The 16,451-nt window shown below is 73.6% G+C and carries 16 protein-coding genes; 2 read left to right on the forward strand and 14 right to left on the reverse strand.

The annotated features are described in order from the left end of the window. Positions 1-2 precede the first annotated feature (2 nt). The gene (locus tag AB0E62_RS14985; RefSeq protein ID WP_362192461.1) at positions 3-1,265 is read right to left on the reverse strand and encodes a M20 family metallopeptidase; all 1,263 of its coding nucleotides are present in this window, start codon (positions 1,263-1,265) and stop codon (positions 3-5) included. Positions 1,266-1,615: 350 nt separating this feature from the next. Here AB0E62_RS14985 and AB0E62_RS14990 point away from each other — a divergent pair, with 350 nt between their 5' ends. Further along, a complete protein-coding gene (locus tag AB0E62_RS14990) occupies positions 1,616-3,796 on the forward strand; it encodes a BTAD domain-containing putative transcriptional regulator (RefSeq protein ID WP_362192464.1) in 2,181 nt (726 codons plus the stop codon). 37 nt (positions 3,797-3,833) lie between these two features. Here the strand turns inward: AB0E62_RS14990 and AB0E62_RS14995 are convergent, their stop codons facing one another. The 13 genes from AB0E62_RS14995 to AB0E62_RS15055 all read right to left on the reverse strand — a co-directional run bounded on the left by AB0E62_RS14995 (position 3,834) and on the right by AB0E62_RS15055 (position 16,005). Beyond that, on the reverse strand, positions 3,834-4,466 hold the full coding sequence (locus AB0E62_RS14995; protein ID WP_362192467.1) for a LysE family translocator: 633 nt from the start codon (positions 4,464-4,466) through the stop codon (positions 3,834-3,836). Next, complete coding sequence (locus AB0E62_RS15000) at positions 4,463-5,737, reverse strand: ATP-grasp domain-containing protein (protein WP_362192470.1); 1,275 nt, start codon at positions 5,735-5,737, stop codon at positions 4,463-4,465. Before AB0E62_RS15000 ends, AB0E62_RS14995 begins: the two co-directional genes overlap by 4 nt. Further along, a complete protein-coding gene (locus AB0E62_RS15005) occupies positions 5,724-6,680 on the reverse strand; it encodes an alpha/beta hydrolase (protein ID WP_362192472.1) in 957 nt (318 codons plus the stop codon). Before AB0E62_RS15005 ends, AB0E62_RS15000 begins: the two co-directional genes overlap by 14 nt. A gap of 43 nt (positions 6,681-6,723) precedes the next feature. Then, positions 6,724-8,019, reverse strand: coding sequence for an MFS transporter (locus AB0E62_RS15010; protein ID WP_362192475.1), 1,296 nt, complete (start codon positions 8,017-8,019; stop codon positions 6,724-6,726). Continuing rightward, positions 8,016-9,266, reverse strand: coding sequence for an ATP-grasp domain-containing protein (locus AB0E62_RS15015; RefSeq protein WP_362192478.1), 1,251 nt, complete (start codon positions 9,264-9,266; stop codon positions 8,016-8,018). Before AB0E62_RS15015 ends, AB0E62_RS15010 begins: the two co-directional genes overlap by 4 nt. A 145-nt stretch (positions 9,267-9,411) precedes the next feature. After that, positions 9,412-9,786: a Rieske 2Fe-2S domain-containing protein gene (locus tag AB0E62_RS15020; protein ID WP_362192481.1), complete on the reverse strand. Its 375-nt coding sequence runs from the start codon at positions 9,784-9,786 to the stop codon at positions 9,412-9,414. After that, a complete protein-coding gene (locus AB0E62_RS15025; protein ID WP_362192484.1) occupies positions 9,777-11,192 on the reverse strand; it encodes an iron-containing redox enzyme family protein in 1,416 nt (471 codons plus the stop codon). Before AB0E62_RS15025 ends, AB0E62_RS15020 begins: the two co-directional genes overlap by 10 nt. Before the next feature lie 70 nt (positions 11,193-11,262). Beyond that, positions 11,263-12,348, reverse strand: coding sequence for a 50S ribosomal protein L11 methyltransferase (locus AB0E62_RS15030; RefSeq protein ID WP_362192487.1), 1,086 nt, complete (start codon positions 12,346-12,348; stop codon positions 11,263-11,265). Between the two features lie 283 nt (positions 12,349-12,631). Beyond that, positions 12,632-13,399, reverse strand: coding sequence for a 2OG-Fe(II) oxygenase (locus AB0E62_RS15035; RefSeq protein WP_362192490.1), 768 nt, complete (start codon positions 13,397-13,399; stop codon positions 12,632-12,634). A gap of 82 nt (positions 13,400-13,481) precedes the next feature. Beyond that, a complete protein-coding gene (locus AB0E62_RS15040; protein ID WP_362192493.1) occupies positions 13,482-14,027 on the reverse strand; it encodes a methylated-DNA--[protein]-cysteine S-methyltransferase in 546 nt (181 codons plus the stop codon). A gap of 58 nt (positions 14,028-14,085) precedes the next feature. Then, positions 14,086-14,886, reverse strand: coding sequence for an MGMT family protein (locus AB0E62_RS15045; RefSeq protein WP_362192496.1), 801 nt, complete (start codon positions 14,884-14,886; stop codon positions 14,086-14,088). Continuing rightward, entirely contained in the window at positions 14,883-15,476 is a 594-nt protein-coding gene (locus tag AB0E62_RS15050; protein ID WP_362192499.1) for an RNA polymerase sigma factor, read from the reverse strand. The genes AB0E62_RS15045 and AB0E62_RS15050 overlap by 4 nt, the downstream gene beginning before the upstream one ends. After that, positions 15,469-16,005: a radical SAM protein gene (locus AB0E62_RS15055; protein WP_362192830.1), complete on the reverse strand. Its 537-nt coding sequence runs from the start codon at positions 16,003-16,005 to the stop codon at positions 15,469-15,471. Before AB0E62_RS15055 ends, AB0E62_RS15050 begins: the two co-directional genes overlap by 8 nt. Between AB0E62_RS15055 and AB0E62_RS15060 the strand changes: the two genes are divergently transcribed. Then, positions 15,940-16,413, forward strand: a complete 474-nt coding sequence (locus AB0E62_RS15060; protein ID WP_362192833.1) for a PIN domain nuclease — start codon at positions 15,940-15,942, stop codon at positions 16,411-16,413. The genes AB0E62_RS15055 and AB0E62_RS15060 overlap by 66 nt on opposite strands. The last annotated feature ends 38 nt before the right edge of the window (positions 16,414-16,451 follow it).

Raw genomic sequence — 16,451 nt, forward strand, 5'->3', positions numbered from 1 at the left:
GGTCAACCGTCCAGGCGTCCGCGGCCGGCCAGGAAGGCGAGGGCCACCGCCGCCTCGCAGGCGATGCCGGTGGCGATCACGTCCTCGTCGACGGTCATGCGGGGCGAGTGCAGGGACGGGGCCTCGTCGGGGGCCCGGTCCGGCGGGCAGGCGCCGAGGAAGGCCAGGGCGCCGGGGACGGCCCGCAGGACGTAGGAGAAGTCCTCCGCCGTCATCTGCGGGGCGGGCAGGTCGTGCACCGCCCCGGCACCGAGCGCGCCGGCGGCGGCGCGCCGGACGAGGGCGGTCATGCCGGCGTCGTTGACGGAGACCGGGTAGCCGGGGACGACGGCCGCCTCCGCCGTGGCCCCGTGCGCGGCGGCCACCCCGTGGGCGACCCGGGCGATGGCCTCGTGCAGCCGCTGCCGGGTCGGCCCGGCCAGCGTGCGCAGGGTGCCGGCGAGTTCGGCGGTGTCGGGGATGACGCCGGTCGCGGTGCCCGCGGCCAGCCGGGTCACGCTGAGCACGGCGCTGTCGTCGGCGGCCACGCCCCGGGTGACCGCGCTCTGCAGGGCGAGCACGATCTCGCAGGCCACGGGCACCGGGTCGCAGGTGGTGTGCGGCGCGGAGGCGTGCCCGCCGCGGCCGTGGACCACGACCCGGAACCGGTCGGAGGCCGCGAGCTGCGGTCCCGGCCGCAGCAGCACCGCGCCGGCCGGCATGTTGGGGTTCACGTGCAGCGCGAAGGCGGCGTCGGCCCGGCTCCCGGAGGCCTCCAGCACCCCTTCCTCGATCATGAGGCGGGCCCCGTGGTGGCCCTCCTCGCCGGGCTGGAACATGAACACCACGCGCCCGGGGAGCGTCTCGCGCCGCCCGGCGAGCAGCCGGGCCGCGCCCACCAGCATCGCCATGTGGACGTCGTGCCCGCAGGCGTGCATCAGCCCGGGGCCGCGCGAGGCGAACGGCAGCCCGGTGTCCTCGGTGACCGGCAGCGCGTCCATGTCGGCGCGCAGCAGGATCGTCGGGCCGTCGGCCGCCCCGGTGAGGGTCGCGGTCACGGAGGACAGGGCGCGCCCGGTGCGGATGTCCAGGCCGAGGCCGTCGAGCGCGTCCAGGATCAGGCGCTGGGTGGCCGGCAGGCCGAGGCCGAGTTCCGGGCCCCGGTGCAGGGCGCGGCGCAGGGCGACCGCCCCGGGGGCCAGCCGGCGCGCCTCGTCGAGCAGCGCCGGCCCGGCGGGGGCGGGACCGTCGGGCGTGCCGCCGGCGGTCCTGGGGGTGGGTGTCATACGGCCGCTCTCCTTCCCGGGACCGGTCGGCACCCGGTGCGCCGGGTGCTCCCCCGCCACAGGGAAGGGGTGCCGGCCGGACGGTCCCCGCCGGCCCCGGCGCCCCGGATCCGGACAGGCCGGTATGCCGACAGCATGACGGAAACCCCGTCATCTTTCCCCCCGGCCCCTCCTGTCAATCTGCTTTTCCGGACAACAGCGCACACCGAACGATTTCCGCCAAGGTGCATATGCGCCGCCGCTATTCGATGTTCACGCGGCGTAAATTGCGCCACCGGGCCATTCGACTTACGATCGCCAGCAATCGAGCACTGCCAGGGGGCTGATCATCACTCGGCACCGGGGGGCGCATGCCGGACCTTCGCATCACCGGAACTGTCACCGACCGTCCTGTCCACCCCGGGCCGGCACTTCCCTTCCCGGCCCAGGTCCGCGCGTTCCGGGAACAGACCGGCCTGACCCAGCGGGAGTTCGCCGCGCTGTCGGGGATCAGTGTGCGGGCCCTGCGGGACATCGAGAGCGGCCGGGTGGAACAGCCGCAGACGCGTACGCTGCGACGCCTGGCGGACGTCCTCGGACTCGATGTAGGCGATATCCGGACTTCCGTGTCCAGGAGCCGCAGACCCGCAAACCCGGGTGAACCGGGCCTGCGCATCGGTATTCTCGGCGCGCTGAGCATCGACCGCGGCGGCACGGTGACCGAGGTGCGCGCCTGCAAGCTGCGGAGATTATTGTCCCTGCTGGCGCTGTGCCATCCCGAGTCCGCCAGCCTGGACGAAATAGGCCGCACGCTCTGGCCGAAGGAACCGCCGCGCTCGTACCAGAACCTGATCCACACCTATGTGAGCCAGGCGCGCGGCCTGCTGCGCGTCCCCGGCGCCGGCCAGGCGGACCCGTCCCCCCTCATCCGCACCCCCATCGGTTACGCCCTGTCCGTCGGGCGCGACCAGATCGACCTGACCCGCTTCCAGGATCTGGCCGACCGGGCGCGGCGGGCCCACGCCGGCGGCGACCCGGCGGCGGCCTACGAGTTCGCGGCCCTCGCCCACCGCTGCTGGCGCGGCCCGATCCTGACCGAGGAACCCCAGCTGGCCCTGCATCCGGCGGCCACGGCGGCGACCCGGCAGCGCACCGAGAACCTGCTGCTGTACGCGGAGCTGGCCGTGCGGTTCCACCAGCCGGAGCTGGTGGTGCCGGCGCTGTACACCGCCGCCGAGGACGAGCCGCTGAACGAGCGGCTCCAGGCCCGGCTGATGCTGGCGCTGGCCTGCTGCGGCGAGCAGTCCGAGGCGCTGCGGGTGTTCGCCGAGGTCAGCCGGCGCCTCGACGCCGAACTGGGGCTCCAGCCGGGCCAGGAGCTGCGCCAGGCCCATGTGCGGATCCTGCAGCAGCAGCTGACCGCACCGGGCGGCGCGCCGGCGGCCCGGCAGCCGGCGGCGGCCCCGCGGGATCCCGTCGTGCCCGCGCCCGCCCCGGCCGGGCCGCCCGAGGCCCGGCCGTCCCAGCTCCCGGGCCTGAACCGGCACTTCGTCGGCCGCGCCGCCCACCTGCGGGAACTGGACCGGCTGCTCCTCGCGCCCGGCGAGCGGGACGGGCAGGTCCCGGCCGCGCTGATCACCGGGCCGCCCGGCGTGGGCAAGACGGCGCTCGCGCTGCGCTGGGCGCACCGGGTGCTCGGCCGCTTCCCGGACGGGCAGCTCTACGTCGACCTGCACGGCCACGCCCGCCAGCGCCCGCTCGACGCCCTGGAGGCGATGGCCTCGTTCCTGCGCGCCCTCGGGGTTCCGGGGGACCGCATCCCCGGCACCCTGGGCGAGGCGACGAGCCTCTACCGCACCCGGCTGTCCGGCCGGCGCGTCCTGGTGCTGGTCGACAACGCGTGGGACGAGGAGCAGATCCGGCCCCTGATCCCCGGGGACGCGGGCTGTGCCGTGCTCGTGACCAGCCGCAACGCCCTGCCCGACCTGGCGGCCAGGGAGGGTGTCCAGCGGGTCGCCCTCGACGGGCTGGACGACGACGAGGCGCTGGCGCTGCTCGGCCGGCTGCTGGGGCCGGAACGCGTCGGCCGGGAGCCCCTGGCGGCCATGGCCCTGGGCAAGTACTGCGGCGGGCTGCCCCTGGTGCTGCGGACGCTGGCGACGCGGCTGGTGCAGCACCCCTGTCTCGGCATCGCCCAGTACTACACCGGGTTGCAGATCGGCGGGCTGTCCCCGCAGCCCGCCGACGCGGGGGACGGCCTGCTGTGCTCGGTCCAGGCGGCCTTCGAGCTGTCCTACAGGGTGCTGCCGGAGCCGGCCCGCCGGGTGTTCCGGCTGCTCGGCCGGACCAGGGGCACCGACATCACCTCGTACACCCTGACCGAGCTGGCCGGCCTGCCGCCGGGCGAGGCCCGGTGGGCCCTGTGCCGCCTGGCCGACGCCAGCATGGTGCGCGAGCACGTGCTGGGCCGGTTCGACGTGCCCGCGCCGCTGCTCCGGTACGCCAGGACGCTGCTCGGCCAGGAGGAGGCGGAACGGTTCCGGACGGCCTGAGAACCGGGGCCGGGGCCCGGCCGGGCCCCGGCCGGGCTCATCCGCCGAGGGCCAGGCGCAGCGCGAAGACGCCGAAGACGACGGCGGTCAGCCCGTTGGTCAGGCGCTGGGCCCGCGCCGAGTGGAGGTGCCGGGACAGCCGGTGCACCAGCTTCGTCCACGCCAGCAGCCAGGCCAGGACCAGGGCCAGATAACAGCAGGCCAGGACCGCCACCCCGGTGGCCGGGTGCAGGCCGGCCGGCACGAACTGCGGCAGGAACGCCATCAGGAAGATGCCGACCTTGGGGTTGGAGCCGGTGCACAGCAGCCCCAGCGCGAAGGCCCGCCGTCTGCCGCGCGGGGTGTCGTCCGGCTCCGCCCGCGCGCCGGACTCCGTGGTGTCCGGCGCGCGCAGGGCGGCGCGCAGGGCGCGGCAGCCCCAGACCAGCAGGACGGCGGCGCCCGCCCAGCGGAACGCGGCGAACAGGTCCGGGCGGGCGGCGAGCAGCGCGCTCAGGCCCAGGGCGCCCAGGGCCGCCTGGAGGGCGCCCGCCGTGATCATGCCGAACGCGGCGGGCACCGCGGTGCGCGGGGAGCCGGTGAGCACCAGGCGGGTGATCAGGGCCAGGTCGGGACCCGGTGCCATGATCACCACCAGCGAGCTCGTCAGGAAGGCGAGCGCGTGGATCATGGCCCGGTGATGACCAGCCGCCGTTCCAGGGCGCGCACGGCCCGGTAGTCCCGCTCGATCTGCTCCGGGTCCGGGTGGGCGAGGATCACGAACCCGAAGTCCAGGCTGTCGACGAGGTCCTTGGTGACGGGGACCCGGTCGCCGTCGGACAGGTTCTGCACCGAGAAGTGGTGGCTCGGCAGGGTCCGGATCTCGTCCAGGACGGCGGTACCGCTCACCGTCCCCGAGCGGCGGGCCATGTGGAAGACGCACATCTGCTGGGTCAGCAGCTCGTAGCTCTGCGGCAGTTCGCCGCCGGTCAGCCAGCGCACCGTACGGTCGATCTGGCTGTCGCCGGTGGCGTTGCGGTTGAACCGGGGCTGGCCGCCGCCGTGCGGGCGGGCGCCCAGCTCGATGAGCAGCGGGCCGTCGGCGGTGCCCATCACCTCGACGTGGGCGGAGCCGAAGCGGATGCCCACCGCGTCCAGGACGCCGAAGACGTAATCCGCGAGGGCGGGCACGGCCGGGTCGTCGGGGGGCAGCCAGCGCATGGTGTCGTAGACGGCCATGTGCGGGCCGTTGTCGACCTTGCCGTAGGCGCACACGTCGACCAGGGAGTGCTTGCCGTCGTGGCTGAAAGTGTCCACCACGTATTCGGTGCCGGTGACGAACTTCTGCACGATGAGCCGGTCGTCGACCTCGCCGAACTGGTTGACCCGGCCGATCTGCCGCTCGAACACGGCCCGCCAGCCGGCCCCGCCCGGCACCTTGATCACTCCGTCGGTGCTGGCGCTCTTGGGCGGCTTGATCACGAGGTCGGCCCCGGTCAGCCCCTCGCGCTCCAGCCAGCCGGCCGCTTCCTCGGCGTCGGCGGTGCACAGCTGCGGGATGACCGGCAGCCCGGCGGCCCGGACGGCGTCGGCCATCCGGCTCTTGTCCCGGCGGGCCTCGGCCAGGGCGGGCACGTTGCTCAGCCCGGGCAGCACCCGGGGGGAGAGCCGTTCCGCCAGTTCCACGCCGGACTCGCAGCCGGCCAGGACACACCGCGGGTCCAGTGCCCGTACCCGCTCCACGACCTCGTCCAGGTCGCCGTCGTGGACGATGACGTCGGGGAAGTCCTGCGGCCGGTAGGAGGAGGCGTAGGCCTCGGGCGGGCGCGGACTGCTCACCACCGCCGCGACCGGGACGCCCCGCTCGCGCAGGGCGTCGGCGAAGAGGGCTCCGGAGGAGTAGGGGTCGACGATGACACAGGGGCCCCGCCCCGGCCCGGTGCCCGGGTCAGCGCCCGCCATCGGCGGCCTCCTTCCGGGCCAGTGCGGAGACGGCGGCGCAGTACCGGGCGAAGAAGTCCGCCGCGGGTTCGCTGACCCGCCGGGCGCGCACCGGGGCGTGCACCATCCCCTCCTCGCGCACATAGGTGACCGGCGTGCCGTGCTCCCTGAGCAGGGCGGTGTACTTCTCCGCGTCCACGCACAGGGAGTCCATCGCGCAGCCGACGACATAGGCCGGCGGCAGACTCCGGAAGTCCCCGCCGAGCAGCGGCGACACGTACGGGTCGGCGGCCTGCTCGGGCTTCGGGCAGTAGCAGGCGGTGTAGAACTCCATCTCGCCGCCGGACAGCAGGGGGGCGTCCTCGCCGCCGTGGCGCCAGCGGGTGAAGTCCAGCACCGGGCTGATCACCGCCTGGCCGCGCGGCCGGGGGCCGCCGCGGTCGCGGGCCATCATCGACAGCACGACCGCCATGTTGGCTCCGGAACTCTCCCCGCAGATCACCGCGCCGTCCGGGTCGAGGTCGCCGAGGCCCAGCGCGGGCAGGTCCGCGAGGGTGCCGCACAGGCCCGCGTAGCAGTCCTCCAGCGGGCCGGGGAACGGGTTCTCCGGGGCCATGCCGAAGTCCAGCGCGACGGCCACCAGGCCGGTGCGGTCGGCGAGTTCGGCGACCAGGCTGTGATGGCTGTGCAGCGAGCCGATGACGAAGCCGCCGCCGCGGATGTAGAACAGCACGGCGTCGCCGGTGCGTCCGGCGGGTTCGTAGACGCGGACGCGGGCCGTGCGGCCCTCGTGCGTCACGGTGGCGTCCCGGTGCCGGACGCCTTCGGGGACGGGGATGGGCAGGACCTCGGTGAGCGAGTCGTACAGGACCCGCTGCCGTTCGACGGGGTAGGTGTAGAAGTCCGGCGGCAACGCGCCGTTGACGGTCTCCACGAACTTCTCTATGCCTTCTGCGTAGGCCATGCGCGGCTCGCTCGCTTCCGAATCCGGGGTGCGGTGGGGCGGGTCAGGGGGTGTCGGCGGCGACCGGTCCGCCGTGCCCGGCCGGCTGCTCGCCGGCCTCGGCGGTGCCGGTGCCGTGGTCCGTGCGGCGCTCGCTCATGCCGGCCAGGGTGGCCGCCACGGCGCCCACGGTCAGCAGCCCGGACAGCCACCACACGGACGCGTGCGACAGCTGCCAGGCGGCGACACCGAGGACGGGGCCGACCGCGTAGCCGATCTGCATGGGGAAGGCGGCGGCGGCGATGTAGCGGCCCCGCAGGTGCTCGGGGGCGACCTTGCCCGGCCAGGCCGAGGCGGTCGGGGTGCCGATCATCTCGCCGGCCGTCCACACCACGGTCGCCACGACGTACATGGCCATGCCGGGCCCGGCCACGTACAGGTTCATCCCGACGCCGACCAGGCCGATGCCGAGCGCCACGGCGACCTTGCCGGGCAGGTGCTGCACGTACTTGGTGAACAGCAGCTCCAGGCAGATGACCATGACGGCGTTCAGCGACAGCAGGCTGGAGTAGAAGGCCACGCCGTGCCCGTCGGCCTTGATCTGGAGCGGCAGCGCGGAGGTGTGCTGGATGTAGACGACGGCGTTGAGGAAGAGCGCCAGCAGGAACAGCACGTACCGGGTGTCCCGCAGCACGGCGGCGTACGACCGGCGCGGGGCGTCGGCGTGCCGCTCGGCCTGTTCCGCCATGCCCCCGGAGCGCGCCAGGACCAGGGCGAACACGGCGAAGCTGAGCTGGGCCCCCGCCTCCAGATAGAAGATCAGGTTGTACGAGTGGCTGATCAGCAGCGCGCCGAGCAGCGGGCCGACGGTGGTGCCGAGGTTGAACGCCATCCGGTAGACGGCGAACACCATCACGTGGTGGTGCTCCGGGGTGCGCTCCACCAGCAGGGCCGAGGAGGCCGGCCGGTACATCTGCGCCAGCAGACCGATGACCGCGGCCACCACGATCACCAGGGGAAGGCTGCCCAGGTGGGGCAGGCTCAGCGTGCCCAGCCCGGCGAGCGCCATCGAGCCGACGATCGTCCAGGCGTAGCCGATGCGGTCGGAGGCCGAGCCGCCCACCAGGACGCCGACCACCGACCCCACGCCGTAGGCGCCGAGCGCGAACCCGGCCTCGGTCGCGGAGAACCCCTTGGCGGTCAGGTAGAGCACCAGGTAGATCTGGAGGAAGTTGCCGAGCCGGTTGACCAGCATGCCGACGAGCACGAGCCAGATGGGGCCCGGAATGCCCCGCAGGGTCTCCAGGACCGAGGGCCGGCCCGCCTTCCCCGGCCCGGCGGACGTCTGTCCGGTCGTCATCGGGGCGGCTCCTGCGCCGGCCGGCCCGCGATCTCCACGATCTCCGGCGCCCCGAGCAGGGCCGCCCGCGCCCGCTCCATGGAGTCGGCGAGGGCGATGACCCGGGCGTACCGGGAGATGTAGCCGCGCGGCGGCAGCCGCAGCACGGCCCCGGGGTCGGCCATCGGCTCGGCGCTGTGGATCTCCGGGGTGAGCCGGTCCTCGTGGACGGTGACCGACTCGATCTCGGTGTCCCGCTCGGGGTACAGGAACGTGATCGCCGCGGCCCGCCGCCGGGTCGGCGTGGTCTCGGGACGCCGGCCCGCGGCGACGTCGGCCGCCGCCATGGCGATGTCGACGCCGGTGGCCAGCTCGCCGAGGTAGGGGATCATGTCACCGCCGAGGCGGGCGTTGACCTCCATCAGGCGCGGGCCGTCGGCGGTGAGCCGGAACTCGGTGTGGCTCACCCCGGTGTGGAAGCCCAGCGCGGCATGGCTGGCCCGCAGCGCCTCGAGGAGCCGCGGGTCGGACAGCAGCGGGTCGGCCGCGTCGACCTCGTGCCCGGTCTCCTCGAAGAACGGCGCGAGCCCGACCTGCTTGCGGGCCACCGCCAGCGGGGTGCCCTCGCCCTCGAAGAAGACGGCGTCGACGCTGATCTCGGGCCCGTCGACGTACTCCTCGACCAGCACGGACACCTCGAAGACGGGCACGCCCGGGTAGGTGACGCCGGTCGCCGCCCGGTAGGCGCTGTCCACCTCGTCGGGTCCGTCGGCCCGGCGCACGCCCATGCCGCCGGCGAGACCGCGCGGCTTGAGCACGACCGGGAAGCCGATCTTGTCCGCCGCCGCCTGTGCCTCGGCCAGGGACCGCACACCGATGGAGGCGGGCTGGGCGACCCCGGCCCGCTCCAGCGCGGTCCGCGTGGCGTTCTTGTCCCGGCAGGCGATCACGGTCTCCGGGGAGTTGCCCGGCAGCCCCAGCGCCTCGGACACGTGCGCGGCCGGGGTGACCAGGCCCTCGTCGTAACAGAACACACCGGTCACCTCGTGCTCGGCGGCCACCTGGCGGGCGGCCTCGACGAGGAGTTCGGGACGGGTGTTGTCGACCTGGGTACTGCCGACGACGTACGGCTCCTCCCAGGTCACCGGTGCCGGCTGGAGCAGCCAGAGCGCGTAGCGCCGGCTCACCGACCGCAGGATGAACTCCCGGCTGCGCCGCGAGCTGCTGCCGATCAGCAGCAGCAGCGGCTTGTCCCCGTCCCTGCCCATGTTCCGTTCTCCTCACATGTGGTCGTTCGTGGCCCGGTCCGTGGCCGGGGGCCGCGTCGGCCCCCGGCCACGGACCGGGCTTCTGTAGAACACCGGACGGCGCCGGGGCGTTGCAGGGGCCGGCGGACCGGCCGGCCCGGGCGGCTCAGCCGGCCCTGGACGGACGGCTCAGCGCGGGTGCCAGCGGCCGGTGCTCCAGCCCGACGGCGCAGTCCTGGGGCGGGGCCGGCCAGCCGCCGGCCGCCGGCCGTTCCGGGAAGACGGCGGTGACCCGGCCGCCCACCCGCACGGCGGGGACCTCCGCCCGCATCCGGGCCACGGAGGTCTTCCGCTCGTGCCAGGGGCACACCAGCCGTACCCCGTCCTCGGCCACCCCGGCCAGGTGCAGGGGGCCGCCGCGGTGCGGGCACCGGGCCCGCATCACGAAGCCCCGGCCGCCGACCGTCGCGTAGACGTACGGCGTCCCCGCGATGACCACGCAGTTGTCCCGCCCCTCGGCGGAGAAGGTCACTACAGGCACTTTCGGTAGTCCCCCACCGAGTGGATCTCGTAGACGCACTCGTCCGACTCGATGTTCGCGCCGTGCAGCCGGTTGCGCTTGATGACGACGCCCTCGCCGGCCTGGAGGGTCAGCGAGGAGCCCAGGCCGCTCTCGAAGCGCATGGTGCCGGAGACGATGTGGCACAGCTCGTCACCGTCGTGGCAGTGGGTGTTGGACAGCTCGCCGCGCGGTTCGACCAGGTGCGCCACGGGGGCGTCGACCTTGCCCTGCTTGAGACCCTCGAAGACCGGGTCGTGCAGCTTCTTCAGCTCGGGCTGGGCGTCCATCCACGCGATCTGCTCGGAGAAGTCGAAGTCGCCGATCTCCAGCAGCACCCGGTACTCCTCGATGCCCCGCACGATCTCCGGGATGATGCCGTCGCCGTGCGCCTCCACCAGCGGCTTGATGATCTTCTCGCGGGCCATCCGGCCGTGGTGCTGGTCGATGTGGATGTGCTCGGTGAAGTAGGTGGTGTCCACCGTGTCGCCGAACACCTCGCGCAGCAGGTGGTCCGCGCGGCGGCAGAAGTCGACCAGGGAGCTCTCCGTGTAGTACAGCGCGCCGACGTAACGGAAGAACAGCTCGTGGTTCTTGCCCAGGTAGTGGAAGTAGTTGTTCAGCAGCAGGCTGCTGTTCAGGTAGTACTGCCAGTACCGGTGCAGGTCGGACTCCAGGCCCACCGACTCCAGGGTCCGCTCGAACAGGGTGCTGTGCTTGGTGTCGTGGACGCCGTAGCCGTACTCGTCGATGACGACCTTGAACCACTCGGACTGGGCCGGGCCGTAGTAGCCGAGCACGTTGCGCATCATCGGCGAGGCCTCGGAGAGGAAGTCCGGCGCGAACTGCACCAGCCACATCCGGGCCGCGCGCTCGCGGTCGGCCGAGCCGAGGATGGCCTTCTCCACCGGGGACTGCTCCGCGCCGCCCGCGGTGTCCAGGGAGTCCAGGTAGGCGTCCAGGCTCTGCGCGGTCCAGGTGCCGGAGGTCTCCACCTCGTCGTCGAGGAAACCGAAGGCGTAGCGCTCCAGCGCCGGCCGGATCCGCTCGCCGAGCGCCCGGTTGGCGGGGCTGTAGAACGCCCGGAAGTCCTCCTCCTTGCCCTTCAGCCCGGACTTGGGGAAGAACACCAGGTCGGCCTCGTAGACGGAGGTCAGCAGGCGCTGCACGGCCAGGCTCGCGTAGTTGAGGATGTTCTCCCGGCCCGGGACCTTGTCGTAGTCCAGGTGGGGCAGCACCTGCGGCCTTAGCTGCCGGCGGTAGGGGTTGTCGTGGTTCAGCCAGTCGAGGTTGTCGTGGTAGATCGGGTTGGTGGCGTACTGCACGATCGCGTCGCGCAGTTCCGCGCCGCTGAGCTCGAACGGGACGTGCGGGGGGACGTGACTCATCGCTAACTCCAGGTCCTGGTGCAGACAGGTACGGCCGCCGGCTCGTGACCGGTGCCGGGGTGATGCGCTGTCAGATGCTCACGCGGAGGGTGAAGTCGCTCCAGCCGAGCCGCAGGGCGAGCGTCTCCCCCGCCTTGACCGGCACCGGCTTGTCCAGCGGCACCCAGCCCTGCATCCAGTGCGAGCGGGGGTTGTCCGGCGGGTTGGACAGGGTGATGCCGCTGCCCATGTCCAGCTCGAACCAGACCGCGAGGGCCTGGACCTCGCCGTCGGCGGTGGCGGTCAGGGCGAGGGGGCGCTCGCCGGGCTCCAGCGCGGACCGCGCCAGGTCGAACTCGACCAACGGCGCCGCCTCGGACAGGAACCGGTGCGGCCAGGTGTCGAGCCGGACCGGGAAGTGGCCGCGGGTAGCGACCGTGTTCATCAGCGAGACGTCGAAGCCGCCGGCCGTGGTGACCTGGTTCAGCTTCAGCACCTCATCGCTGCTGACCAGCCGGCCGTGCAGCCGGGCCGCCGAGGGCAGCATGATCCCGTCCGGCTTCAGCAGGTGCTCGCGGGCGTGCCGCACGGAGGGCAGCAGACCCTCGCCGATCAGTCCGCAGTCGACGATCTCCGACACCAGGACGTCCACCGGTCCGCCGAGGTCACGCACCGGGTCCAGCGCGGTGGACGGCTTGCCGATGACGGTGATGACGTCGGACATGCCGTGCGCGCTGATGACGTTCCGGGCGATCTCGGCCAGCAGCGGGTTCATCTCGCAGGTGAACACCCGGCCGGCGCCGGCCCGGGCGGCGGCCATGGCCAGCAGCCCGCTGCCGGAGCCGATGTCCAGCACGGTCGCGCCCGCCGGGATGCCCCGCTCCAGGGCGGTCATCAGCGCGGTGTTGCGCTCGGTGTCGTTCAGCATGGCGAAATGCCAGCGTGGAACGTTTCTGCGGGCGATCTGGGCAAAGGCGTCCGCGTCCAGGGACAGGCTCTCCGGTGGCATGCTCAGCAGCGCCGACGCCTGTTCGGCCAGCGCGTTCATCTCCTGCGCGAGCGACTGCAACAGCGCCGCTCCCAGGCGGTAGGGCGAGCCGTTCGCCGGCATGGTCACCGGGGCCGGTCGGGCCTCGTGCTCGGCGGGCACCGCCCGTGCCTCTTGTACGTGCCGCATGTGTGCCACTGCTCCTTAACGGTGGGTCGCCGGATTGACAGTGGTACGAGGCAGGACGCGGTTCCCCCCTGCCGTCGCACAGCCACCGTATGTAACGACCTTGTTGCCGATCTCCAGCGGCTCTCCAGCCGGAGCGGCAGTTTCCGGAACGCGGCAGGGCACCTCTGACCAGCCCCGTTGCCGAGGCTGCGGCGCCACTGGAGCGAGGCGGCAGAACCGGGCCGGTACGGCGGTCGTACACGGTTCGCCGCGCCGCGGCCGGCCCGCCCGGATGCCGCCCCGCTCAGCGGGCGTCGTGGAAGATCACGCCGAGCACATGGCGCCGTCCGCTGTGCACGGCGCTCACCCCGTGCCGCAGCTGCACCCGGCTCCAGCCGCGCGCGGAGCGCACGGGACGGTGGTGGACGGTGAAGATCAGCCCCTGCCCCTGCACCGGGCGGCGCACCAGGGGCCGGGACTGGGCGCGCGGGCGCTGCTCCACGAACACGCTCTCGCCGCCGGTGAAATCCTCGTCCGGCCGGTCCAGCAGCACCGCCACCTGGAGCGGGAAGGTGAGATCGCCGTACACGTCCTGGTGCAGGCAGTTGTAGCCGCCCGGTCCGTAGCGGAGCAGCAGCGGGGTCGGCCGGTGCTGCCCGGCGGCGGCGCAGGCGGCGACGAGGTCCTCGTGCCGGTCGGGGAATTCCGGTTCGCCGAGCCGGGCGGCCCAGGTGTTGGCGATACGGGCCAGCGGCGGGTACAGCTCCCGGCGCAGGGCCGCCACCGGCTCCGGCAGCGGGTGGGCGAAGTAGCGGTAGGAGCCCTCGCCGAACCGGTGCCTGGCCATCGTCACCGTGCTGCGGAAGAGCGCCGGCTCGTCGTACATCTCCCGCAGCCGGGCGCACTGGTCCGCGTCCAGCAGCGGCGGGGTGAGCGCGACGCCCTCCGCGTCCAGCTCGGCCGCCAGGGCGGTCCAGTCCAGGGGCGGCAGCACGCCGCCGTCGGGGGCGGGGCGTCCGGCGGGCGCCGGCTCCGCGAGACCGGGCAGGGGCGGGGTGTCGTAGCTGTTCACGCGGGTGGCTCTCCGTGACGGATGGACATGCGGAAGGGAAGGGGTGGGCGCCGGGGACGGGGGATGGGCCGGCGCCCACCGGTCAGGGGGCCGCCGGGCCGTCGCCCGCCTCCAGGGCGAGCAGGAACCGTTTGGCGTCCAGGCCGCCCGCGTACCCGTTCAGGCCGCCGCCGGAACCGACGATCCGGTGGCAGGGCAGCACGACGCAGACCGGGTTGGCGCCGAGGGCCGTGCCGACGGCGCGGGCGGCCCGGGGCCTGCCGAGCGCCTCGGCCAGCCCCGCGTAGGTGGCGGTGCGCCCGTACGGCACGAAAGCGTCCAGCGCCATGACGGTCTGCCGGCTGAACGGGGTGGCGAGCCGCAGGTCCACCGGCAGGGTGAAGTCCCGCCGGGCGCCGGTCAGATAGGCGTCGAGCTGGTCCCGGGTCTCGGCCAGGACCTTCAGCTGCGCCGGGTCCGCGCGCTCCTCCTCGACGGCGCGCAGCCCGCCCCGGGTGAGGCGGGCGACCGCGTCATCCACCGCGCCGTAGCAGCACAGCACGAGCGCGTCGGCCGTGGCGCCGAGCACCAGCGGGCCCAGCGGGGTGGGGTGCGTGGTGACCACCGCGGTGGTGTGAGTGGTTGACAAGGCTCAACTCCGGTTTTCTTCGGGACCGTACGCCGGGTGGTGGCCGTCGCGGGTCCGGTCATGCGGTGAGAGGCCGGCAGCTCTTGCAGGCCCGGTACCCGGCCCGTCCGGCTTCCCGGGCGGTACGGAACGGCACCTGGTGGGGCGGGGTGATCCGGCGGGCGTGGGCACAGGTCGGGTGGCAGTAGATCCGGGTGGTGTCGCTGCCGAGGAACACCACGCCGCGCCGGCGCAGCTCCGCCACCCGCCCCGGTTCGATGCCCTCGGCGGCGCGCAGCGCCTCCCCCGCCCCGGGCAGGTACCCGGCGTCACAGGGGGTGCCGTTGTCGTACGTCACACGGTGACAGGGGATCAGCACCGCGGCCGGGTTGAGGGCCAGCGCGCCGGGCACGGCCGCCGGGTCCACCGCGGCCTCCCGGGCGATCCAGCCGACCGGGCGCAGCTGTCCGGCGGGGATGGCGCGTACGGCCTCCAGCACCGCCCGGTCCGCCGGGGCGAGCGGGGACAGGTCGATGGGCAGGCGCCGGGCGCGGCCGGTCCGCAGCGCGGTGGTGACCCCGGGGAACGGCTTGGCCGACCGCAGGGCCGACCGGTTCGTCCGGGAGCGGTGCAGTTCCTCGAAGCCCGGCGCGGTCAGCCCGCCGGTGTCCAGCGCGGCCCCGGTCACCGCCTCCGGGCTCGCCGCCACGTAGAGACCGCCGGCGGCGGTGCCGAGGCGGACATAGGTGTCGTAGCGCTCGCGCGGGACGCCGGCGCGGCGCAGCACGCGCGCGGCGAAGTCCGCCGGTGGTTCCGTGACGAGCCCGGCCAGGCCGGGCCGGGCCGCGTCGAGGCGCGGTACCTCTCGGTCACTCCTCATGTCATCACCTCCTCCAGCAGGGCCGTCTCCGGCTCCAGCAGCCGGCGCAGCCCCTTCAGGCCCCGGGACACCTGTGCCTTGGCCGTACCGACCGCGCACCGCTGTACCTCGGCCACTTCCGTGTAGCTCAGTCCCAGCACGTGCCGGAGCACCACGGGCGCGCGGTGGTGCTCGGGCAGCTCCAGCAACGCCAGGACCAGCCGCCGCCGGTCCTCGGCGAGCGCGGCCAGTTCCTCCGGCCCCGGACTGCGGTCGGTCCAGGTGTCGGCGGTGTCCTCCACGGGCACGCCCGCCAGCGCGGGCCGCCGCGAACAGGTGCGCAGGTGGTTGCGCCAGACGTTGGCGGCGACGGTGAGCAGCCAGGGGCGCGGACTGAGCTGCCGCCGGCGCTCGGAGTCGTACCCCTGCAAGGCGGTGTAGGCGCGCAGGAAGACGTCCTGCCCCAGGTCGTCCGCCTCGGTGGCCGAGCCGGAGACCCGGAGCAGGAACGTGTACACGGCCCTGCCGTGAACCCTGACCAGCTCGGTGAAGCCACCGTCGAGGTCCACGGCGAGAAGCTCGGTCAGCTGCCGCTCGGCCTTCTCATCCATTACCAGACAGAACACCGGGGAGGGGGAAAGGGTTGCAGGGACGGTCGGGAAACACCGTCCGGCATCCGGTGCGGGGCGCCGGGGCAGCACCGGCTCGGTGCGCTGCCGCCGCGCGATGGCACTGATGACTCCCCTTCTTCGGCCCCGGTGGGCCCGAGTGGGATCTCCGGTCACGATTCCGGCGGTTGCGGATGTGCCGAACGGTGGCGTCCAGGTCCGATCGGGTTTCACCGGGGAAACCGAGGATGAAGCAGCCCTTCACGCCGATGCCGTGGGCGACCAGGCGGCGGGCGACGCGCTCGGTCGTCTCGGCGCCGATCCGCTTGTCCGTGGCGGCCAGGATGCGGTCACTGCCCGACTCGATGCCGAGGGCGACCTCGCCCAGCCCATTGGTGACGAGACGGTCCAGGTCAGCGCCGGTGAGCCGGTTGAGGACGTTGATGCGGGCCTTTGGGAGGAATGCCTGGGCGATGACGTCACGCCCTGCCGAACAGAACCGCTCCGGCCCCGCCGATGCCGCCCCCTCCACAGTGCCGACTATCTGATCGACACCTCCGCCCTCGCCCGCGTCCTGCTCGGCCGGAGCACCGCCGAGCGGGACGACAGGATCGGCGCGGGACTCGTCGCCCTGTGTGACATCACCGAACTGGAAGTCCTCTACTCATCCCGCTCGGCGGCAGACCGGGAACGTGTAAAGCGCGCGCTGGAAGCCCACTACACCTGGTGCCCCATGCCCGACGGCGTCTACCGACGCGCACGCGTCGTCCAGGAACTGCTCACCGCCAAGGGCGAGCACCGCAGTGCGGGCCCCGTCGACCTGCTGGTCGCCGCCGCCGCGGAAGAGGCGGGGCTGACCCTGCTCCACCACGACCGCGACGTCGAGACGATCGCCCGCACGACCGGACAGCCGGTACGGATGATCGATCTCACGAACTGACCGGCCTCGGGCCGTCAGACGCCGTCCAGCACACAGAT

It is taken from the genome of Streptomyces sp. NPDC038707 (assembly GCF_040636485.1).
Lineage (GTDB): Bacteria > Actinomycetota > Actinomycetes > Streptomycetales > Streptomycetaceae > Streptomyces.